At 70.9% G+C, this 21511-nt stretch carries 16 protein-coding genes and 1 pseudogene; 7 read left to right on the top strand and 10 right to left on the bottom strand.

The genetic code is table 11. The annotated features are described in order from the left end of the window. Positions 1-99: 99 nt before the first annotated feature. The 7 genes from PIJ49_RS15810 to PIJ49_RS15780 all read right to left on the bottom strand — a co-directional run bounded on the left by PIJ49_RS15810 (position 100) and on the right by PIJ49_RS15780 (position 8997). Positions 100-1296: a glycoside hydrolase family 1 protein gene (locus PIJ49_RS15810; protein WP_442874656.1), complete on the bottom strand. Its 1197-nt coding sequence runs from the start codon at positions 1294-1296 to the stop codon at positions 100-102. 8 nt (positions 1297-1304) lie between these two features. After that, positions 1305-2192, bottom strand: a complete 888-nt coding sequence (locus tag PIJ49_RS15805; protein ID WP_271827034.1) for an alpha/beta fold hydrolase — start codon at positions 2190-2192, stop codon at positions 1305-1307. Beyond that, positions 2189-3952 carry an ABC transporter ATP-binding protein gene (locus PIJ49_RS15800; RefSeq protein ID WP_271827033.1) on the bottom strand — a complete coding sequence of 588 codons (1764 nt, stop codon included), beginning with the start codon at positions 3950-3952 and terminating at the stop codon, positions 2189-2191. Before PIJ49_RS15800 ends, PIJ49_RS15805 begins: the two co-directional genes overlap by 4 nt. Then, positions 3949-4905, bottom strand: coding sequence for an ABC transporter permease (locus tag PIJ49_RS15795; RefSeq protein WP_066651920.1), 957 nt, complete (start codon positions 4903-4905; stop codon positions 3949-3951). The genes PIJ49_RS15800 and PIJ49_RS15795 overlap by 4 nt, the downstream gene beginning before the upstream one ends. Further along, positions 4902-5882, bottom strand: a complete 981-nt coding sequence (locus PIJ49_RS15790; RefSeq protein WP_066651916.1) for an ABC transporter permease — start codon at positions 5880-5882, stop codon at positions 4902-4904. Before PIJ49_RS15790 ends, PIJ49_RS15795 begins: the two co-directional genes overlap by 4 nt. Further along, a complete protein-coding gene (locus PIJ49_RS15785; protein ID WP_251154154.1) occupies positions 5879-7660 on the bottom strand; it encodes an ABC transporter substrate-binding protein in 1782 nt (593 codons plus the stop codon). Before PIJ49_RS15785 ends, PIJ49_RS15790 begins: the two co-directional genes overlap by 4 nt. 233 nt (positions 7661-7893) lie before the next feature. Then, on the bottom strand, positions 7894-8997 hold the full coding sequence (locus PIJ49_RS15780; RefSeq protein ID WP_209684160.1) for a LacI family DNA-binding transcriptional regulator: 1104 nt from the start codon (positions 8995-8997) through the stop codon (positions 7894-7896). Between the two features lie 206 nt (positions 8998-9203). On the opposite strand from PIJ49_RS15780, the gene PIJ49_RS15775 reads away from it, so the two are divergent. Continuing rightward, a complete protein-coding gene (locus tag PIJ49_RS15775; protein ID WP_158407723.1) occupies positions 9204-9359 on the top strand; it encodes a hypothetical protein in 156 nt (51 codons plus the stop codon). 337 nt (positions 9360-9696) lie between these two features. Further along, positions 9697-10812, top strand: coding sequence for an acyltransferase family protein (locus PIJ49_RS15770; protein WP_271827032.1), 1116 nt, complete (start codon positions 9697-9699; stop codon positions 10810-10812). Positions 10813-10915: 103 nt separating this feature from the next. On the opposite strand, the gene PIJ49_RS15765 is transcribed toward PIJ49_RS15770, so the two are convergent. After that, complete coding sequence (locus PIJ49_RS15765) at positions 10916-11656, bottom strand: GntR family transcriptional regulator (RefSeq protein WP_271827031.1); 741 nt, start codon at positions 11654-11656, stop codon at positions 10916-10918. A gap of 134 nt (positions 11657-11790) precedes the next feature. Here PIJ49_RS15765 and PIJ49_RS15760 point away from each other — a divergent pair, with 134 nt between their 5' ends. Further along, positions 11791-12954, top strand: coding sequence for an MFS transporter (locus tag PIJ49_RS15760; protein WP_271827036.1), 1164 nt, complete (start codon positions 11791-11793; stop codon positions 12952-12954). Between the two features lie 126 nt (positions 12955-13080). On the opposite strand, the gene PIJ49_RS15755 is transcribed toward PIJ49_RS15760, so the two are convergent. Both PIJ49_RS15755 and PIJ49_RS15750 read right to left on the bottom strand, forming a co-directional pair. Beyond that, positions 13081-14247, bottom strand: coding sequence for a baeRF2 domain-containing protein (locus PIJ49_RS15755; RefSeq protein WP_271827030.1), 1167 nt, complete (start codon positions 14245-14247; stop codon positions 13081-13083). Beyond that, positions 14247-14522 carry a hypothetical protein gene (locus tag PIJ49_RS15750; RefSeq protein ID WP_251154157.1) on the bottom strand — a complete coding sequence of 92 codons (276 nt, stop codon included), beginning with the start codon at positions 14520-14522 and terminating at the stop codon, positions 14247-14249. Before PIJ49_RS15750 ends, PIJ49_RS15755 begins: the two co-directional genes overlap by 1 nt. A gap of 370 nt (positions 14523-14892) precedes the next feature. Between PIJ49_RS15750 and PIJ49_RS15745 the strand changes: the two genes are divergently transcribed. From PIJ49_RS15745 to PIJ49_RS15730, 4 genes and pseudogenes are all read left to right on the top strand, one after another. Then, complete coding sequence (locus PIJ49_RS15745; RefSeq protein WP_066651907.1) at positions 14893-16257, top strand: ABC transporter substrate-binding protein; 1365 nt, start codon at positions 14893-14895, stop codon at positions 16255-16257. Continuing rightward, positions 16254-17171, top strand: a pseudogene (locus tag PIJ49_RS15740) (carbohydrate ABC transporter permease); the annotation flags it as partial. The gene PIJ49_RS15745 and the pseudogene PIJ49_RS15740, both read left to right, overlap by 4 nt. Positions 17172-17380: 209 nt before the next feature. Next, positions 17381-18289, top strand: coding sequence for a carbohydrate ABC transporter permease (locus PIJ49_RS15735; protein WP_374109357.1), 909 nt, complete (start codon positions 17381-17383; stop codon positions 18287-18289). Between the two features lie 2 nt (positions 18290-18291). After that, positions 18292-21348: a glycoside hydrolase family 2 TIM barrel-domain containing protein gene (locus PIJ49_RS15730; protein WP_442874655.1), complete on the top strand. Its 3057-nt coding sequence runs from the start codon at positions 18292-18294 to the stop codon at positions 21346-21348. Positions 21349-21511 lie beyond the last annotated feature (163 nt).

The following is a 21511-nucleotide window of genomic DNA, read 5'->3' as shown; positions in this document are numbered from 1 at the left end:
CCCCCCCCCCCCCCCCCCCCCCCCCCCCCCCCCCCCCCCCCCCCCCCCCGCCCCCCCCCCCCCCCCCCCCCCCCCCCTCCAGTCCGTCAGGGGATCGCGTCAGTCGCGACGGGTCTCGAGCGCGTTCGCCTGCGCGACCTTCCCGTACCAACGGGCCGAGTCCTTCGGCGTGCGTGCGAAGGTCTCGCGGTCCCACGCGACGAGCCCGAAGGTCGGGCGGTAGCCGGAGGCCCACTCGTAGTTGTCGAGGAGGGACCAGTGCTGGTAGCCCAGGACCTCGATGCCGTCCTCGATGCAGCGGTGGATCCCCTCGAGGGCGCCCTGCGTGTACGCGACCCGGCGGGAGTCGTCGGCGGTGGCGATGCCGTTCTCGGTGATCATCAGCGGCACGTGGCCGGAGAGCTCCCACGCGCTGCGGAGCCCGTCGGCCGACGCCTCCGGCCAGAACTCCCACCCGGTGAGGGTCGTCTCGACGTCGTCCGCGACGGGCACCGGGCCCGAAGCGCCGATGAGCGTGCGGGTGTACGCCTGCACGCCGAGGAAGTCGTCGCCCGCGGCCTGCTCGAGGTACCAGTCGTCACGCGGGTAGCCGTACTCGCGGAGCATCTCCTCGGAGCCGGGCTCGCCGTTCGCGCGGAACGCCTGCGTGGCGATGGTCCAGCCGGACTGGAGCCCGGCGACCTGGGACAGGACCTCGCGGGACCGCTTGTGCGACGCGAGCAGCTGGTCCGCCACGTGCAGGTCCGGGTTCGGCAGGCCGTAGGCGACCAGGTTGGCGGCGTCCTCTCCCCCGGCGAGCATCGCCGCGATGTTCGGCTCGTTGATCGTGCAGACGTAGCGGACGCCGTCCTGCACGACCGGCAGCGCGGCCTCGGTGTAGCGGGCGAACAGGTCGGCCGCGTCGTCGGCGCGCCAGAAGCCGTCGCGCTCGAACCAGCGCGGCACGGTGAAGTGCATGAGGGTGACGATCGGCTCGATGCCGGCCTCGTGGCAGGCCTCGACCATGCGGCGGTAGTGGTCGACCTCGGCGCGGGAGACGTGATCGCGCTCGGGCTCGATGCGTGCCCACTCGATGCTGAACCGGTAGGAGTTCAGGCCGAGGTCGGCGGCGATACGGATGTCCTCGCGGTAGCGGTGGTAGCTGTCCGCGGCGTCGCCGGAGGGCTCGACGATGGTGGTGTCGGGCTCGTGCTCGTGCACCCACCAGTTGCTGTTGACGTTGTTGCCCTCGATCTGGTGGGCGGCGGTGGCGGCACCCCAGAGGAAGCCGTCGGGGAACTGCAGCGTGGTGATGATGGGTCCTTTCAGTGCTGCGACGAGTCAGTGCTCGTCAAGAACGAGTCGAAGAGCGCGATGGTCGCGGTCGGGTTCTCGACGTGGGGGCCGTGGTAGCTCGTGGGGACGACCTCGTAGCGGGCGCCGGTGTCCTCCGCCATCTGCCGCTGCCACGGGATCGGCCAGGCACCGTCCCACTCGCCGTGCGCCACGAGGACGGGGAGCCCGGTCGCGCGGAGCTCGGCGGACGAGTCGGTGTGGTCCTCGAGGATGTGCCCGCCGGCGACGACGCTCAGCGGGCTCGTGGCGTCGAAGCGGTCGCGGACCATCCGGGCGTCGTCGGGGAGTTCCTCGTCGGGTCGGTACGCCCAGAGCGGGTTCGTCGCGTCGAACAGCTGGCGGAGGTTGCCGTCGGTGTCGTGCAGGATCGTCAGCTCGGTGACCTTGCGGTAGGGCCAGCCGTACGGGCCGGAGCAGAACTGCACGAGGGACCGGAACGACTGCGGCGAGGCGATGGCGGCCTCGCGGGCGATGACCCCGCCGAGCGAGTGCCCGATCAGGTGCACGGGCGCGCCGTCGTCGAGCAGTGCCGCGACCCGGACGACGTCGGCCGCTTCCTCGTCCAACGCGTAGTCGGACGGTGCGGTCGGTGCCGCCGAGTCCGCCTGACCGCGGCGGCTGATCGCGACCGCGGTCCAGCCGGCCTCGCGCAGGAGCGGCATGAAGGTGCGCCAGTCCTCCTTCGAGCCGGTGTACCCGGGGACGACGAGCACGACGCCCTTCGACGGTCCGGACGGGACGACCCGGTAGGCGGTGAGCCGCCCGACCGGCAGGTCGATGCCGACGACGTCGACACCCTCGGGCGTGGGGAGGTGCCCGAAGGCCGGGACGGACGGGAACTCGTGCACCGTGGTCATGCGAGCAGTGTCCGCCGCGGGTTGGGCACCGCGTCCAACAGCGCGACCGTGTAGTCGTCCTGCGGGTGCTGCAGCACGTCGGCCGTCCGGCCCCGCTCGACCACCGCGCCGTCGTGCAGCACCATGATGTCGTCGGTGATGAGCCGCGCGCTCAGCAGGTCGTGCGTGATGTAGAGGAGCGAGACACCCCACTGCTCCCGCAGGTCCTCGAGCAGCGCGAGCACGCCGGCGCGCAGCGTCACGTCGAGCATCGAGACGGGCTCGTCGGCGATGATCACCTGCGGGTCGCTCGCGAGCGCCCGGGCGATGACGACGCGCTGCCGCTGCCCGCCGGAGAGCTGGTGCGGGAGCTTCTGCGCGAACTGCTCGACGGGGGTCAGGCCCACGGTCTCGAGGATCTCGAGCATCCGGCGACGGGCTTCCCGCCCGCGGAGTCCCGTGTAGTTCGCGATCGGCCGGGACAGGATGTACTCCACCGTGTGCAGCGGGTTGAGCGCCGCGTACGGGTCCTGGAACACCATCTGCACCTCGGAGCGCAGGTCCTTCAGACCGCGCCTCCCGAGCTTCGCCACGTCCGTGTCGCCGAAGCGCACCGTGCCCGAGGTCGGCTGCTCGACGCCGGTGAGCATCTTCGCGATGGTCGACTTGCCCGAGCCGGACTGGCCGACCAGGGCGAGCGACTGCCCGGGCTCGAGGGTGAACGACACGTCGCGGACCGCCTGCACGGGCTGCTCACCGCGGCGGGGTGCCGGGTACGTCTTCACGAGGTGGTCGACGACGATCGGGTTCTTCGCGGCACTGCGCTCACGCGACCCGACGGTGGCGAACGACGAGGTCGTCTCCTGACGGGAGACCGACCGCTGCGACCGATCGGGGAAGCCCGGCAGCGACACGACCTCCGCGCGCGGATCGGCGTAGTGCGACAGGAGCATCTTCGTGTAGTCGTCCTGCGGGTCGCGGAGGACCTCGAGCGACCGGCCGTCCTCGACGATCCGCCCCTCGTGCATGACGAGCACGCGCTCGGTGGCCTCGAGCACGATGCCGAGGTCGTGGCTGATGAGGATCGCCGTGAACCCCTCGGACCGCTGCAGCTCGATGATCGTGTCCATCACCGCGTGCTGCACGAGGACGTCGAGGGCCGTGGTCGGCTCGTCGAACACCATGAGCTGCGGCTCGAGCGACAGCGCGAGGGCGATCGACACGCGCTGCCGCATGCCGCCGGAGAGCTCGCCGGGGTACCGCGCGAGCATCGTCTCGGGCAGCTTCACCTTGCCGATGAGCTCCCGCATCCGGGCGTCCCAGCGCTCGCGCGGCACGTGGCCGTGGGCCTTGAAGACGTCGATGAAGTGGTTGCGGATCGTGCGCACCGGGTTGAGCGCGTTCATGCCGGACTGCAGCACCATCGCGAAGCCGCCCTGGCGCTGCTGCCGGAGTGCCTCGTCGTCGAGGTCACGGATGTCCGCCCCGCCGAAGACGATGCTGCCGCCGTTGGTGCGCGCCGGCGGCTTCTGCAGCCGGGTCAGCGCGTAGCCGAGGGTCGACTTGCCCGAGCCGGACTCGCCAACCAGGCCGACGAACTCGCCCTTGCGCAGCTGGAAGGAGACGTGGTCGACGGCCTGGACGGCCGTCTGGCCGGCCGACTCGTAGACGACGGACAGGTCGCGGACGTCGAGCAGGACCTCGGCCTGGGTGCCGTCGGACGGGAGGCGCGTGGCGGTGCCGCCACGGGCCTCCAGGCCGTCGCTGGTTGCGCCGCTCATGCGGTGACCTCCTTGCGCTTGCGGCGCGCGCCCTCGCGCAGCCGCGGGTTGGACACGGCGTCGACGCCGAAGTTGATGAGGGTGAGGCTCATCGCCAGCAGGGCGATGCAGAGACCGGGGGCGAACAGCAGGATCCACTGGCCGGTGAGCAGTGCGTTCGAGTTCTGCGCCCAGTAGAGGATCGTGCCCCAGCTGACGATCGACGAGTCGCCGAGTCCGAGGAACTCCAGACCGGCCTCGGCGAGGATCGCGCTGGTCGCCGCGCCGAAGAAGCTGCCGACGATCAGGCTCGTCATGTTCGGCAGGATCTCGCGGAACACGATGCGCGTCGCACCGTCACCGGAGAACTGCGCCGCGGTGACGAAGTCGCGGCTGCGCAGGGACTGCGTCTGGCTGCGCAGGACGCGCGCACCCCAGGCCCAGCCGGTGACGACGATCACGGCGATGATCACCGCGATGCCGCCGTTCTGCAGGTAGGCCGCGATGACGATCATGAGCGGCAGGCCCGGGATGACGAGGAACAGGTTCACGATGAACCCGATGACCTCGGCGACCCAGCCGCGGATGTAGCCCCAGCTCAGGCCGATCGCGACGGCGACGAGCGTGGACAGGAGGCCCGCGACCGCGCCGACGAGCACGGAGACCCGGGCGCCGTAGATCAGTTGGGAGAGGACGTCCTCGCCGGCGGCGGTGGTACCCATCCAGTGCGCCCAGCTGGCGTCGGCATTCCGCGCGAAGCCGTTCTGACTGCCGCCGTAGGGGGCGAGGAGCGGGGCGAACAGGGCGATGAGGACGAAGGTGCCGAGGATGCACAGGCCGATGCGGGCCTTCGTGTTGCTCCAGACGACGCCGAACTGTCGTCCTGCTGATCGGAGCTTGGAGGGGGCCTGCTGGTCGCCCTGGTCTTGTTGCTTGTCTTGGGTCCGTACTGCGACGGTCGCGTTGTCGGTCATCGGCGCGTCCTCGGGTCCAGGACGCCGTACAGGACGTCCACGATGAAGTTGGCGATGAGCACCGACACGGTGATCATCAGGAAGAGGGCCTGCATGAGCGGGTAGTCCTGCCCGATCACGGCGTTGAAGAGCAGGTAGCCGATGCCCGGGTAGCCGAACACCTGCTCGACCAGCACCGAGCCGCCGACCACGCCACCGAGCGCCAGGCCGAAGCCGGTCAGGTTCGGCAGGATCGCGTTGCGCGCGGCGTACCGGACGGCGACCGTGCGACCGCGGAGGCCGTTGGCCTCGGCGAAGGTGACGTAGTCGTCACCGAGGGTGTTGATCATCGCGTTGCGCATGCCGATGATCCAGCCGCCGAGGCTCGTCACGAGGATCGTCACGGCCGGCAGGACCGCGTGCCGCAGGACGTCGCCGATGTAGGTGCCGTTCCAGCCCGGGACGCTCGTCGCGGACGACGCCCCGGTGGTCGGGAACCAGTGCAGGACGTAGCCGAGGAAGAACAGCAGCAGGAGCGCCGTCCAGAAGTACGGGAACGTCGACATGAAGCTGCCGGACAGGGTCGGGAGCGAGTCGAGCCACGTGCCGCGCTTCCACGCCGCAGCGACACCGATCAGCGTGCCGATGACGAACGCCAGGACCGTCACCGTGCCGACGAGCACGAGCGTGTACGGCAGTGCGCGGCCGACCAGGTCACCGACCGGCTGCGGGTAGAACGTGTAGCTCGTGCCGAAGTCGAGGGTGACGACCTGGTGCAGGTAGCTGACGTACTGGTCCCAGAGGTTGCCGCTGGGGACGCCGAGCTGGGCCTCGATGGCCTTCTTCGTGGCGTCGGTGACCGGACCGTTCTGGCTGAGCTTCGCAAGCGCCGCGTCGGACGGGCTGCCCGGCATGAGGCGCGGGAGCACGAAGTTCAGCGTGACCGCGGCCCAGAGGGTCAGGACGAAGAGGACGAGTTTCTGGAGGATGTACTTCACTTGCCCGCCTCCTTCTGCTGCGTCTTCTGCTCTTCGAGGATCTGCTTGCCTGCTGCGCTGTCACGGAGCCGGAGCTTCGTGAAGATGAGCAGCGGTGCGGAGTCGTAGTTCTGCGGAGCCATGTACGGGTCCTCGGCGCTCGGCCAGCCGACGAACTTGCCGGTGTTGAACAGGCCCCAGAGTCCGCCGTAGTACATGCCGATCACGGGCAGGTCGTCGTACACGATGGCCTGCAGCTGGTCCAGGATCCGCTGCTGCTCGGCACGGTCGGTCGTGCCGCGGTACTCGTCGAGGAGCTTCTGGGTGTCCGCGTTCCTGTACCGCTCGAAGTTGTTCACCGTCGACTTGCCGACCGGCTGGTAGAAGTCGCTCGACAGCAGCGAGTTGTAGGCCTGGAAGACGTCGCCGTTCCCCATGCCGCCCATCGCCATGTCGAACTTGCCGTTGTTGATGTTCTGCTGGTAGCCGGCGGGCTGCGGTGCCTGGATCTGCACCTTCACGCCGATCTTCCCGAGGTCACGCTGCACCTGCTGTGCGGCACGGAGCCAGTCCGAGTAGCCGTTCGCGGTCATCAGGTTGATCTCGAGCTGCTTGCCGTCCTTGACGAGCTTGCCGCCCTGCTGCTCGTAGCCGGACTTCGCGAACTCGGCGAGGGCGCGGTCGGTGTCCTGCGTGATCATCCCCTTGTCGGGGATCGACGGGTCGAGGTACTGCTCCTGGTTCGGCAGGATCAGGCCGGTCTGACCCGCGGCGCTGAGGTTGCCCTCGGAGGCGGTCTCGGCGATGCCGTCGCGGTCGAGCGCGTAGGAGATGCCCTTGCGCACGTTGACGTCGTCGTACGGCGCCTTCGTCAGGTTCGGGATGAGACCGATCACGCCGCCGGCGGGGAACCACCACTGGTTCGTGTCGGACGCGGCCCCCCACGTGCCCTTGACGTCCGAGATGAACGAGTACGCCCAGTCGTAGCCACGCGTGACGGTGTCGAGCTGCGTGTTCGTCGCGGGGAGCACGAGGTGCTCGATCGCGATCTTGTCCGCCTGCCAGTACGTCGGGTTCTTGTCCATCGAGTACTGCTGGTCGGAGTAGTTGCCCAGGACGAACGGACCGGTGCCGACCGGGTTCGGGTCACGCCAGGTGACCGGGTCCTTCACCTTCCCGTAGTGGTGCTCGGGGAGGATGTAGGTCGCGCCGATGATGTTGAGGCTCGGGACGTCCTCGCCGTTGAGGTGGAAGACCAGGTGGTCGCCGTCCCGCTCGATGCGGTCGATGTGCTGCCAGGCACCCTTGACGTCCATCGCCGGGAACTTCTTGAGCAGGTCGAACGTGAAGAGGACGTCCTCGGGGGTGAACGGCGTGCCGTCGGACCACTCGACGCCCTTGCGGATCGTCATGTCGATCGTCCGCGCGTCGGGCAGCTCCCAGGAGCTCGCGAGCCACGGGGTGCCCTTGCCGTCGAGCGGGTTGATCTCGATGAGCGGCTCGTACATCCACTTGCTCGCGGTGCGGGCGTTCGGGATGTACGGGTTGAAGTTACGGTCGAACAGTGGGTTGCCACGGTCCGCGTTGATGAGCATCGTGTCCTTGCCGATGCTCGGGTCCGGCTGGGAGCGGACCTGGATGCTGCAGCCGGTGGCCACGAGGGCCACGACCGCGAGTCCGGCGATGGCGGCGGCGATGCGGCCGCGCCGGCGGGCGGGGGTGTGCGGCGCCGGTGGCGTCCGCCGTCCGTCCGTGCGCGGGTCGCGGTGCCCGCGCGTGCGCTGTGGGGGAAGCGTCATTGCTCGGTCGACCTCCGTGTCGAGTGGGTGCTCCGCCCAATGTATGCGCTTACATCGCGCTCCGCAACTGCGGTCCCTTCTGGTGGTCGCCACGACCGAGGGCCGTCCACGAGCGTTCCGGTCGCACGACATGCCGCCCGTTCGCCGTACAGACGGCAAGTCGTGCGACCGGAGCGGCAGTCGGCGGCATGTCGTGCGACCTGAGCCAGGGCCAGATCCCGACCCGGCGACGCCTACATCGAGGGCGGGCAGCTCTCGCGCAGCAGCACCTCGACCGGCAGCCGCACAGCGCGCGGGGGCCCGTCGCGCCGCTCGAACCGGTCGACGATCGCCCGGACGGCCGCACGACCGAGCTCCCCCATCGGCTGGTGCACCGTCGTCAGGGGCGGCGTCGAGAAGCGCCCGGCGTCGATGCCGTCGAAGCCGGTCACCACGACGTCCTCGGGGACGCGCAGCCCCCGCGCCCCGGCGGCGTCGAGCACGCCGAGCGCGGACTGGTCGTTCGAGCAGATCACCCCGCGGGGGACGTCGACTCCGTCGAACAGGGCCGACGCGAGCTCACGAGCCCGTGCGCGCCCGAAGTCGCCGTGCACCACCCGCACGTCGGACGCCGCCAGGTCGTTGTCGGCGAGCGCCTGGCGGAAGCCCGCCGAACGCTCGATGTCGTCCGGAGAGTCGATCGGCCCCGCCAGGTACGCCAGCGAGCGGATCCCGAGCCGACCGATCACGTGCGAGGCGAGCGTGCGCATGCCAGCGGCGTTGTCGACGCTCACCGAGTCGAAGCCGTGCGAGCGCCGGTCGTCCGCGAGCACCACGACCGGGATGCGCCGGGCGACGTGCTCGAGCAGGTCGTCGGGCACCGTCTGCGCGAGCACCGCGAGGCCGTCGACCCGACCCGCGACGTCGTTCACGATGACGTCCCGCGAGGACCCGCGCCCGGCCGCCACCATCAGGGCGAGCCCCCGCTGCCACGCTTCGGTCTCGGCACCGCGCAGGACCTCGTCGAAGTACAGGTTCGACGAGAACGGTTGCGTGACGTGGCGTCGGTCGTCGACCACCCGGACGCCACCGTCCGTGACGAGGTCGGGTCGCTCGTCCGGGACGACGTCGAACCCGGGCAGCAGCAGGCCGACCACGCCGGTCCGCTTGCCGGCCAGGGCGCGTGCGTTGCCGGACGGCACGTAGCCGAGGCTCCGGATCGCCGCCTGCACGCGGTCGCGGGTGCCCTCACGGACGGCGTCCGGCGTGCGGAGCACGCGGGAGACGGTGGCGATGGACACGCCGGCCTGGGACGCGACGTCGTAGACCGTGGGAGGTGCGGTGCGCTGCGCGCTCATGCCGTGCCTCCCGTCCGACGTCCACCCGGCCGCAGCACCGGTGCGCGGCCGCACCATCCTAGGCACGGGCCCGGCTCCGACTCCTCCACAGGCCGGCCGACACCCCTTGCGTTCCGCGGAGGGGCGAGCGCAGACTGTTGCGACCTCAGAACGTCCCGTGAGGAAGCGCACCACGACGGTGCCCACGCACACAGGAGGAACTCTCGATGTCCCAGCAGACGCGGTCCGGCAGCAAGCACGCCATCCGACTCACCACCGACGAGGCCGAGGTGCGCGACGCGCTCCTCGACCACACCGAGCACGGCGCGACGCTGTCCGCCCAGGAGATCGACGGGTCCGAGGAACCCACGACCAGGGCCTGACCAGCCGGGAGGCACGGGTCGGGTCCGCCTCGTCGGTCCGGCCGGTGCCTCCCGGCCGATCTCCCAGTGACAGACGTGGTCCAGCATGTGTCGGTGCGCACGCCCGCTCCACTGAACGAGCGCTTCGACATCCGAACCGGGATGTCGCAGAAGCGGGGGCCACCTTCCAGCAGACCATCGGACAGACGGTCCACCGGCGGCACAGGAACGGCAGCGATCTCCAGTCACCCACGGGCGCCGTCCGCGCCGATGATGCTCCTCGCAGCGACCTTGGACGAGCGCTCAGGGGAATGTCGACGAAGTTGAATATATAAAATTCAACATGTACACTGGTGGGATGCGCAACCAGCTCCGATCCGTGCAGGCTCTTCGGTTCCTCGCGGCGGTTCTGGTCGTGATCGTGCACGCCTGCGCGTACACCGCGCAGCGCTTCCCAGGGGTCTGGCTCAACGCCGAGGACCTCGGCCACCTCGGCGTCTGGCTCTTCTTCAGCATCAGCGGGTTCGTGATGGTCTTCGTCACCGATCGCGAGCTGGCGACGAGCGGCCAGGTCAGGGCCGCTCGCTTCCTCCGCAAGCGCCTTGCGCGGATCGTCCCGCTCTACTGGACGATGACCGTGGTCAAGTTGGTCCTCACCGGGATGTTCGCCTCCCAGATGACGAACGCCAAGTCGGATCCCCTGACGGTCCTGCGCTCGCTGCTGTTCATCCCGGTCCGCAACGAAGCGGGAGACCTCCAGCCGGTCTGGGGCGTCGGCTGGACACTCGTCTTCGAAGCATCGTTCTACGTGCTCGTTGCTGCCGCGCTGCTCCTGCGGGTCGATCCGGTACGACTCGCAGCCCCAGTACTCTGCGGCGCGTCCCTGCTCTGGCTCCTCCGCCCCGAGTCGGGCTCTGCGATGTGGTTCTACGCAGACCCGGCGGTCCTCTGCTTCTTGGCGGGCATGCTGATCGCACGGCAGGGGCGGAAGCCCGTCGTACACACCGTTGCCGCGATCGTCACGCTGTCCGCGTTCATCGCCCTGCTGCACTCCGTCAAGGAAGGCGAACCCAGCGCTTCCGCCGGCGTCTCCTTCTTCACGATCTCCGCGCTGCTCTGCGCTGCGGTTCGGTACGACTCCGCGATCCGCACGTACATCCCCCGATGGCTCGTGTACGGAGGCACCACCTCGTACTCGCTCTACATGCTGCATCCGCTGATCGGGCCGGGCGTCGTGTGGTTGGTCCAGGCGATCGCACCAGCGGCTCCGTGGCCGATCCCGGTGTCCCTCGCGGTCGTGGCACCCGTGCTGGTCGCTCCGCTGGCGTACCGACACCTCGAGCGCCCTCTCAACGCGCTGGTCGCGCACCTTGTACGAGGCTCAGGACATGCGCCCGACGCAGAGTCGACAGTCCATCCGACTCCGTGCGCCGCGAGGCGCGGGACGAACACGAGCAGGACCATCGGTCCGTGACTGATCGGCCAGCGCAGCGCGGAATCGGCCACCGCGACCGACCGTTCGGGGTCGGAGCGGCTGCGTCAGCGCGCGTGCCGGCGCGCGTCAGTGCGCCTCGTGGTCAGTGCGCCTGGGTGGCGACCGGCTCGCCGTCGCCGAGCAGCTCCGGGCTGCCGACGATCGCCATGCCCGCACCGCGCAGGCGCCGTCGCTCCTGCGCGATGAATGCGAGCAGGCGGTCGTTGGTCCCCGCGACGTGCGCCGCCAGCAGCTCGGCCGCGCGGTCGGCCTCGCCTGCACGGACGGCCTCGAGGATCGCGCTGTGCTCGTCCCACGCGGCCTCGCGCGCCTCTGCGGTGCGGACCTCGATCCACCGCGTCCGCTCGAGTCGAGTGAGGGCGTCGGCGATCGCATCGGTGACGAAGCGGTTGCCCCCGAGCGCGGCGAGGTCCAGGTGGAACGTCGACCCCATGCGGATCCCGGCCTCGCGGTCGGGTGTGCTGCGGAGCTGGTCGAGGTGCGCACGGACCTCATCGAGCTGCTCGGCGGAGGCGCGCTCGACGGCGAGACGCGCCGCGGCGGGTTCGAGCACGCCGCGGAGCTCGGCGAGCGACGCGATCTCGTCGAGGTCGATCGGGGTGACCGTCCACGACCGCCCCTCGTGGAGGATGAGCCCCTCGCGCTCGAGCCGTGACAGCGCAGCGCGCACGGGGGTCCGCGAGGCGTGGAAGCGTCCCTCGAGTCCGCGCTCCGAGATCCGCTCTCCGGGGGCGATGTCGAGGGTCAGGATCGCCGCGCGCAGGTTGTCGTAGAGCTGGCTCGTCTGCGAGACGGGCGCGGCGGTCTCGGTCGTCTCGGTCACGGCGGACCAGCGTAGTGCAGATCGACGCGTGTTGGTATACCGTCCTGGTACACCAACCGCTCCCCGATCGAGACGACGTGCCCGCGCAGACCACCACCGCCGCTCCGCCCGTCGTCCCCGCCAGGGCGTGGACCATGCTCGCGCTCGGCGTCGCGGCACAGGCCGCCGGGACCCTCGTCGTCTCCGCCCCGGCGCTGCTCATCCCGCACCTGCTGGCGCAGGGGATGCCCTTCGCGTCGGCGGGACTGTTCGCGGCCGCCTCGACGATCGGCCTCGTCCTCACCCTCATCGCCTGGGGCGCGGTGACCGACCGCGTCGGCGAACGGGTGGTGATCGCCGGCGGACTCGCGCTGACCACCCTGACCGTCGTCGCGGCGTGGGTCACGGCGGGCGACCCACTGCTGCTCGGGGTCGCGTTCCTGGCGGCGGGCATGACGAGTGCCTCGACGAACGCGGCGAGCGGACGGGTCGTGGTCGGGTGGTTCCCGAGGGAGCGCCGCGGTCTCGCGATGGGCATCCGGCAGATGTCGCAGCCGCTCGGCGTGACGCTCGCTGCCGTGACGGTGCCGCTGCTGACCGAGACGCACGGTGTCCGGACCGCACTCGTGCTGCCGTTCGTGCTGTGCGCGGTGCTCACCGTGCTCTGCGCCGTCGGCATCGTCGATCCCCCACGGCCTCGGCAGGCCCGGGCAGCGGCGGCGACCGCGACGATCGACGCGGGCCCCGCGAACCCGTACCGGGCGTCCGGGTTCCTGTGGCGGGTGCACCTCGTGTCGGTGCTGCTCGTCGTGCCGCAGTTCACGCTCTCGACGTACGGGCTGGTCTGGCTGGTGGGCCTCGGGTGGTCGACGCCTGCGGCCGGACTGCTGGTCGGCGCCTCGCAGTTCGTGGGGGCCGTCGGGCGCATCCTGGTCGGCGCCTGGAGCGACCGCGTCGCTTCCCGGGTCGGGCCGTTGCGCGTCGTCGCGGTGGCCGCAGCGGCCGTCATGGGCGCACTCGCGCTCGTCGACGTGTCGCACTGGGCGCCCGCGGCGGTGTTCCTCGTCATCGCCACGAGCGTCACCGTGGCGGACAACGGCCTCGCCTACACGTCGGTGGCCGAGGCGGCGGGGCCCTCGTGGTCGGGCCGGGCGCTCGGTGCGCAGAACACGGGGCAGTTCCTGGCGGCGAGCGCCGTCGGCCCCGGTGTCGGTGCACTCGTCGGGGTGCTCGGCTTCGCGGCGTCGTTCGCGATCGTGGCCGCGCTCCCCCTGCTCGCGCTGCCGGTCGTCCCGCGCGCCGACGTCTCCCACGACTGACGCCCAGCACCGCCCGCAACACGCAACGTCGGCGGCTGCTCGCAGGGGTGTACCGCTGCGAGCAACCGCCGACGTTGCGTCCCGCGGAAGGGGCGTCCGTGCGAGGGGCCTCCGCGGCGGACGGGGTCAGGCAGGGACGGCGGGACCGACCGGCCAGCGCAGGAGCGCGGACGCGGGGGCACCGCTCGGCAGCGACGCCGCGTTCACCAGGACGAGTTCGGCGTCGGTCAGGACGACCGCCCGGACGAGTGCGCACACCGCCGGGACCTGCCCCAGCACCGACGCCCCCGCGGTCTGCTCGGGAGCGGTGGCGACCCAGGGTGCGGCATCGAGCGCGTACAGCGTCCGGTCCCCGAGCGCACCGGCGTCGAGCGTGACGACGGCTGCCTGGGCCTGCTGCAGCGCGGACACGACGGCACCGATCCCGCTGACGCTCTCGTTGTCCCCGCGGCCCTCGTGCGTGCGGAGCAGGTCCTGCACGTCGTGCCGCCGCGACGCCAGGACGCGGGCGAGGGCGAGGTCGACGTGCTGCACGAGCGCCTTCTCGGAGGCGTCGTCGGCGCGCGGGTCGACCGCGACCTCGGTGACCAGCGCCCTGGTCGAGGTCGAGAGCTCACCACGCAGGAGTTCGCGGGCACGGATGTCCCCGGCGAGCACGATCAGCCGGGGCGCGGTCGCCCGGACGGTCTCCTCGATCGCGGCCGCGACCTCGCCGGCGGTCTGCTTCCAGATCTCCTCGGCGTGCTGGTGCCAGTGCGGCTGCTTCCACCCGGCACCGGACTTCGCCTTGTGCAGCGTGTCGGTCCGGCCCTGCACGCGCTGCTCGTCCTCGGCGGCGCCGGTGGGGGCGTGCCCGAGTCGGTAGCTGCGGAAGCCGCCGCCCTCACGTCCGACGGTGACGACGAGGAACGGCAGGTCGAAGGGCCGGTGGGCGAGCAGGGGCAGCAGGTCGGGGACGGCGCCGGTGCCGATCGACTCCTGGCCGTGCAGGTGCCCGGGCAGCACCTCGCTGAGCACGAGCTCGTCGTCGCGGACGAGCACGTAGCGGGCGACGGGTGCGGGGACACCGGGCTGTTCGACGAGCTCCTCCTCGATGATCTGTGCGGCGCGGTCGGAGCAGCCCTGCCCCGCGAGCGCATCGGAGACGGTCCGACGCTGGAGCGCGGCGATGCGGCGCGGGTCCTCGCGGTTGCCCGACGCGTCGACGTAGGCCCACGTCCAGGTGCCCGGCGTCTGGAGCGCCTGGACGATCTCGGGCTGCAGGGCGCTGGTCTCGCGGGTGGTCTGGGCCATCAGCGCTCGCCCTCCTCGTCGGTCTCGGTCGTGAAGACGGCGTCCGATCCCCCGCCGACGCCCGATCCGTCGTCCTGCAACGACCCCTCGAGCTCGCCGTCGTACCCGGAGGCCGTCACCGTCTCGGCGTCGTCGGTGTCGTCGGGCACCGGTTCGGACTGCCGGAACTCCTCGACGTGTGCGTTGCTGCCGTGCCCCTGGACGATGCTCTGCGCCTCGTGCGCGAGCTGGTCGTCGAGCTCGGGTCCGTGCGTGCTGTTGCCGCGATCGGTCATCGCCTGCCCCTTTGCGTCGGTGCCGCCGACGTCGCTGTCGGGCCGCCTGCGGCTTCGGTGTTGTGCGTGCTGACCACGGTGCGCGCTCGGCGCTGACCACGTTCGGAGGTCGGAGCGAACACGCAGCCAGCGCGGGACGGGGCGCCGACGGCTCGCTCCGAGGCTCGCGTGAGCGGACGGATTCGCGTCGCCGCGACCGCGAACGTGTCCGCGGAACCGAGTCTCGCGCCGTCGCGCGCCGCCGCGCTCGCCGGAGGCACCGGGCCACGGTTCGGTCACGACGTTCTGTGGATACTTCAGGAATGCACAGCCTCGCTCGGTTTTGTGCTTTGCTGGCTCCGACCCCGCTCAACGACGAACCGGAGCCGTGATGACACCCATCCCATCGAGAACCGTCCTGTCACGACGGAACCTGCTCGGACTCGGACTCGGAACAGCTGCGGCGGGGTTGCTCGCCGGGTGCGCCGTCCCGGGATCGACGAATGTCAACAAGGCTGCGCTGGTCCCCGCGGCCGCCGGTGGCGAGACCGTCCAGATCACCTACTGGGCGTGGCTCAAGGACCTCCAGAAGGTCTGCGACGTCTGGAACGCGAAGAACCCGCGCATCCAGGTCACCGCGAACTGGATCCCCGGGGGCAACGCGGGCGGGTACCAGAAGATGTACTCCGCGCTCGCGGCCGGCGGCGGTCCGGACATCGGGCAGGTCGAGTTCCGGCAGATCCCGGAGTTCATGCTCGCGAACGGCCTGGTCGACCTCGCCCGGTACGGCGCGAAGGACGTGCAGTCGAAGTACGACGAGGCCGCGTGGTCGCAGGTCGAGTTCGTCGACGGCGTCTACGGCATCCCGCAGGACACCGGCCCGATGGGCTTCTACTACCAGACCGCGATCCTCGAGCAGGCCGGCGGTCAGCCCCCGACGACGTGGGACGAGTGGCGCGACCTGGCCGACAAGGTGCGCGGCACGGGCAACGGCAACTACCTCGAGGTGTTCCCGGTCGCCGACGCCTCGCCCTTCGCCGCGTACGCGCAGCAGGCGGGCGCGCGCTGGTTCCGGACCGACGGCGACGCCTGGGTCGTCGACATGACCGACGACAAGACGATGATGGTCGCCGAGTTCTTCGACGGGGTGATCGACGACAAGTTGGTCGACACGAGCGCGGGGGCGTACTCCCCGGGCTGGTACGCCGCCGCCGCGAGCGGCAAGATCGCCGCGGTCACGAGCGCGAGTTGGGGCGACGCCCTCATCCAGTCCGTGCAGGGCGGCGAGGGCAAGTGGAAGGTCGCCCCCATGCAGACGTGGGGCGGCACCGGCTACGGCTCGAGCTCGATCGGCGGCTCGACGGCCGCCGTGCTGGCGAACGCGAAGCACCCGGCGGAAGCGCTCGAGTTCATCACGTGGATGACGACCTCGAAGGAGGGCGTCGACGCGATGATCAAGTACTGCGGCATCGGGTGGTCCCCGGCGAAGGACTACATCGGCAAGGCGCGCCAGCAGCCGTCCGAGTGGTTCTCCGGGCAGAACTACAACGAGGAGGTCTTCGTCCCCTCGGCCCAGGAGCAGAACCTGGAGTGGTCGTGGTCGCCCGTGACCCAGTCGGCCTTCACCAGCCTGCAGAACCAGTTCCGCCGCAAGCTCACCGGTGGGCTGAAGCTCACGGACGCGGTCGAGCTCGCCCAGCGGGAGATCGTCCAGTCCTTCAAGGACAAGGGCCTCAGCGTCAGGACCGCACGATGACCGCCACCCAGCCGGGATCCGGCTTCCGCACGAGCACCAAGGCCACGAGCGCCCAGAAGCGCGCCCCGTGGATCCTGCTCGCCCCGTTCCTCGCCCTGTTCGTGCTGACGTTCATCATCCCGATCATCAGCGCGCTCTTCCAGAGCTTCACCACCGTCGACCGCGAGGGCCTGTTCGGCGAGGACGGCGTCACCGGCCGCTTCGCCGGCTTCGACAACTACGTCACCGCGCTGAACGACGCCGGGTTCGTCGGCTCGATCTGGCGCATGCTCCTGTTCGGCATCGTGCAGGTGCCGGTGATGATCGTCCTCTGCACGATCCTCGCGCTGCTGCTCGAGTCGGCGAGCGCCCGCTGGCCCGCCTTCTTCCGCGCGGTCTACTTCATGCCGTACGGCGTCCCCGGCGTCATCGCGACGATCCTCTGGTCGTTCCTCTACGTGCCCGGCCTGTCGCCGATCGTGTCGCTGCTGCAGTCGATGGGGCTGCAGCCGGACTTCCTCGGCGCGAACAGCGTGCTGTGGTCGATCGCGAACATCGTCACGTGGACCTACACGGGCTACAACATGCTCATCATCGTGGCGCAGCTCAAGTCGATCCCCGGCGAGGTCTACGAGGCCGCGAAGATGGACGGCGCCGGCCCCTTCCAGGTCGCGTGGCGGATCCAGATCCCGCTCATCGCCCCGGCCCTGGTGCTCACGACGGTCTTCTCGATCATCGGCACGCTGCAGCTCTTCGCCGAGCCGCAGATCCTGTCGACGGTCGCGCCCGCCATCGACACCGAGTACACGCCGAACTACGCCGCGTACACGAACGCCTTCGCCTTCAACGAGTACGGCGTCGCGAGCGCGCAGGCCGTGATCATCGCGCTGGCCGCGTTCATCCTGTCGTTCGCGTTCCTCGCGCTGACGAACCGCGCGCCGAAGAACGAGCGCGACCAGAAGAAGCGGGCCAAGCGCGACGGCCTGGAGGCGCGGCGTGCGCTCCAGACGCGCGGCACGTCCGCCACCGGGTCGCGACCCGCCACCGGCGTCGCGGACCGCAGCACCACCACCGGAGCCGCGCCGCGCCTCCAGGCCGACAGCAAGGGGGCGGAAGCATGACCAGCGAAGCCATCGAGGCGCCAGTGACCAAGCAGGCGGCCGAGCCCGTCGACACCACGTCGATCACGGCGCACCAGCGCCGCAAGCTCGACCGCTCCCCCCGCTCGCAGATCGTCGTGACGGCCATCCTCGTCATCGTCGCGGTCTACTTCCTCGTGCCGCTGTACTGGGTCGTCATCGCGGCGACGAAGACCACCGGCGCCCTGTTCGCGACGAACGGGTTCTGGTTCGGCGGCGAGTTCGCGCTGTTCAGCAACATCCAGCAGGTGTTCTCGTACGACGGCGGCATCTTCGTCCGCTGGATCGCGAACAGCGTCCTGTACTCCGGCGTCGGCGCGGTCCTGGCGACCTACTTCGCCGCGGCCGGCGGGTACGCGCTCGCGAAGTACGAGTTCCGCGGGCGGCAGCTGGTGTTCGGCACGATCCTCGGCGGTGTGCTCGTGCCGGGGACCGCGACGGCGCTGCCCCTGTTCCTGCTCTTCTCGACGATGGGCCTGACCGACACGTACTGGAGCGTGCTCATCCCGAGCCTCGTCTCCCCGTTCGGGCTGTTCCTCTGCCGGGTGTACGCCGCCGCCTCGGTCGACACGGCGCTCCTCGAGCAGGCCCGCATCGACGGTGCCGGCGAGCTGCGGATCTTCCACACGATCGTGCTGCGCCAGATGACCCCGGCGCTCGTGACCGTGTTCCTGTTCCAGGTCGTCGGCATCTGGAACAACTTCTTCCTGCCGCTCATCATGCTGGCAGACCAGAAGCTCTACCCGATCACACTGGGACTCAACAACTGGCGGGCACAGGTCGATCGTCTGCCAGAGTTCTACCAGCTCACCACCGGCGGCGTGCTCGTCTCGGTGATCCCGCTGGTGATCGCGATCATCGTCCTGCAGCGCTTCTGGCGCGGGGGCCTCACGGAAGGATCGGTCAAGGGTTGACCATCGCTGCTCACTCGTCCTCCACCAGCACCACGCCCGAGGCGCTCGACGCGCTCGCCTCGACGGCACCGGGCTCGGACACCCGGCTCGCGCCGCGGGCCTGGTTGCACACCGACGCCCCGTCCCTGTCGCTCGACGGGGACTGGGACTTCCGGTGGTCGCCGGTCGCGGACGTCCCGCTCCCGGGGGTGGAGGACGGGTGGGGCAGCCTCCCCGTGCCGTCGCACTGGGTCCTGCACGGGCACGGCGCGCCGAGCTACACGAACCTGCAGTACCCGTTCCCGATCGACCCGCCGCACCCGCCGGAGGAGAACCCGACCGGCGACCACCGCCGCACGTTCGAGGTACCCGCGTCCTTCGACGCCGCGGCCCGGGTGCTGCTGCGCTTCGACGGTGTCGAGTCGCACTTCCGGGTGTGGCTGAACGGGTCCCTCGTGGGCTGGTCGACCGGATCCCGACTCGCGACCGAGTTCGACGTGACCTCGCTGCTCGTGCCGGGGTCGAACGAGCTGCTCGTCCGGGTGCACCAGTGGTCGGCCGCCTCGTACCTCGAGGACCAGGACCAGTGGTGGCTGCCCGGCATCTTCCGGAGCGTCACCCTGCTCGCCCGACCGACCGCGCCGATCGACGACGTGTTCGTGCGCGCCGGCTGGACCGCGACCCTCGGCAACGCCGCCACGGCCGGTACGGCTGCCTCCGGACGGCCGGAGACCGGCACGGGGACGATCACGTTCCCGACCCTCGACGCCGCGTTCCCGGTGCGCTTCCGGGTGCCCGACCTCGGTGTCGACGTGACGTGGGCCTCGGCCGACGAGGTCGCGCCGATCACCCTCGAGGGCGTCGAGCCGTGGAGCGCCGAGGTCCCGAAGCTGTACGACGCGACCGTCTCCACCGGCACGGACGCCGGCGGCCGCGCGGGCGGCGAGACCGTCGCGCTGCGCCTCGGCTTCCGCGCCGTGTCGATCGTCGGCGACCGGTTCCTGGTGAACGGCGAGCGCGTGGTGTTCCACGGGGTGAACCGGCACGAGACCCACCCCGTGCGCGGCCGCGTCTTCGACGAGGAGCACGCCCGCGCGGACATGGCGCTCATGAAGCGGAACAACGTCAACGCGATCCGCACCTCGCACTACCCGCCGCACCCCCGTGTGCTCGACCTGGCGGACGAGCTCGGGTTCTGGGTGGTCCTGGAGTGCGACCTCGAGACCCACGGCTTCCTCTTCACCGACTGGGTCGGGAACCCCTCGGACGACCCGGCCTGGCGTGACGCATACCTCGACCGGATCGCCCGGACGGTCGAGCGCGACAAGAACCACGCGTCGATCGTCATGTGGTCGCTCGGCAACGAGTCCGGCACCGGCCGGAACCTCGCCGCGATGTCGCAGTGGGTGCACGACCGCGACGACGAGCGCCCGGTGCACTACGAGGGCGACTACACCGGCGCCTACACCGACGTGTACTCGCGGATGTACCCGACGCTGCAGGAGACCGAGTCGATCGGCGGCGGCCCGGAGACCCCGCTGCTCGGGTGCGGTCCGGCCGAGGCCGCGCGGCAGCGGACGAAGCCGTTCCTGCACTGCGAGTACGTCCACGCGATGGGCAACGGACCCGGCCAGATCCAGGAGTACGAGGACCTGGTCGACAGGTACCCGCGACTGCACGGCGGCTTCGTGTGGGAGTGGCGGGACCACGGACTCCTCGCGCAGACCGCGTCGGGTGAGGACTACTACGCGTACGGCGGCGACTTCGGCGAGGTCGTGCACGACGGCAACTTCGTGATGGACGGCCTCGTGCTGCCCGACGACTCCCCGACGCCGGGGCTGGCGGAGTTCGCGGCCGTCGTGGCCCCGATCCGGTTCTCGCTGTCGGACACCACCGTGCTCGTCGAGAACCGGTACCACTCCGCATCGACCGCAGGACTGCGCTTCCGCTGGACCCTGTCGCGGAACGGGGTCGAGGAGGCCAGCGGCCGCTTCACCCCCGGCGTCGTCGCGGCCCGGCAGTCGGCCACGGTCCCGGTGCCCGACGAGGTGCTCGCGGCAGCCGCGGACGCCGCGTCCCTGGCCCCCGGCGACGAGCTGTGGATCGACGTGACGGCGGAGCTGGCGGGGCCGACCGCGTGGGCGGACACCGGCCACGTCGTCGCACGCACGCAGCGGCTCGTGGCGAGCCGCGCGGCGGACGTGCCCCGGGCCTCCCGACAGGGATGGGACGGCGACCGTCTCGGCGAGGGGACCTTCACCGCCCGCGGTGACCTGGTGTCCTGGAAGGGGCACGAGGTCGCCGGGCCGCGGCTCGAGCTGTGGCGCGCACCGACGGACAACGACAGCCTGGCCTCGCAGGGCGGGTACGAGACGGCCGACCCGGTGCTGACGAAGGGCGTCGGCGACCCCACCGCTCCGGCGTCGGCGGTCCGGTGGCGTGCACGCGGGCTCGACCGGTTGACGCACCGGCTCGTGTCGGTGTCGCGGACCGACCACGGCCTCGAGCAGCGCGTCCGTGTGGCGGCGGCGAACAGCGGGTGGGGCGTCGACGTCACGCACCGCTGGACCCTGACCGACGACGGACTGCTGCTGCAGACCGACGCGGTGCCGTTCGGGGCGTGGGACGTCACCTGGCCGCGGATCGGCGTGCGGTTCGACCTGCCGGCGTCGCTGCTCGACGAGGACGCTTCGTGGTTCGGGACCGGACCGGCGGAGTCGTACGCGGACTCGTCGCGTGCTGCTCGGGTCGGCCGGTTCAGTGCGCCGGCGCGGGCGCTGACCGTGGACTACTCGATGCCGCAGGAGACCGGACACCGGCCGGGGCTGCGGACGCTGTCGGTCGGGCCGTTCACGGTGTCGACCGTCGGGGCGCACCGGGCGGGCTTCACGCTCTCGCCGTGGACCGCGCAGGAGCTCGGGCGTGCGATGCACCCGTACGAGCTGCCGACGCCGGAGCACGCGTACCTGTACCTCGACGCGGCGCAGCACGGGCTGGGGTCGCGGGCCTGCGGGCTCGACGTGCTCCCGGAGCACCAGCTGTGGCCGCAGGCGTTCTCGTGGAGCGTGGTGCTCGGGTAGGGGCGGCGCGGCTGCGGCGGCGGCGCCTGCGCGCCGCTGCGGCGCTGCGCGGCGCGACCTGCTCGCGCACAACCGAAAGCACCTCGCGCCACGGGTTTCCGTGGCGCGAGGTGCTTCCGGTTGTGTCCGGGCACGTCGCGCCGGCTGCCGCCCGCAGGAGGAT

Origin of the sequence: Curtobacterium uvaldense (assembly GCF_028307415.1) — a bacterium.
Classification (GTDB): domain Bacteria; phylum Actinomycetota; class Actinomycetes; order Actinomycetales; family Microbacteriaceae; genus Curtobacterium.
Note: the sequence above shows the minus strand (reverse complement) of the source record. Positions and strands in the feature narration are given on the sequence as shown.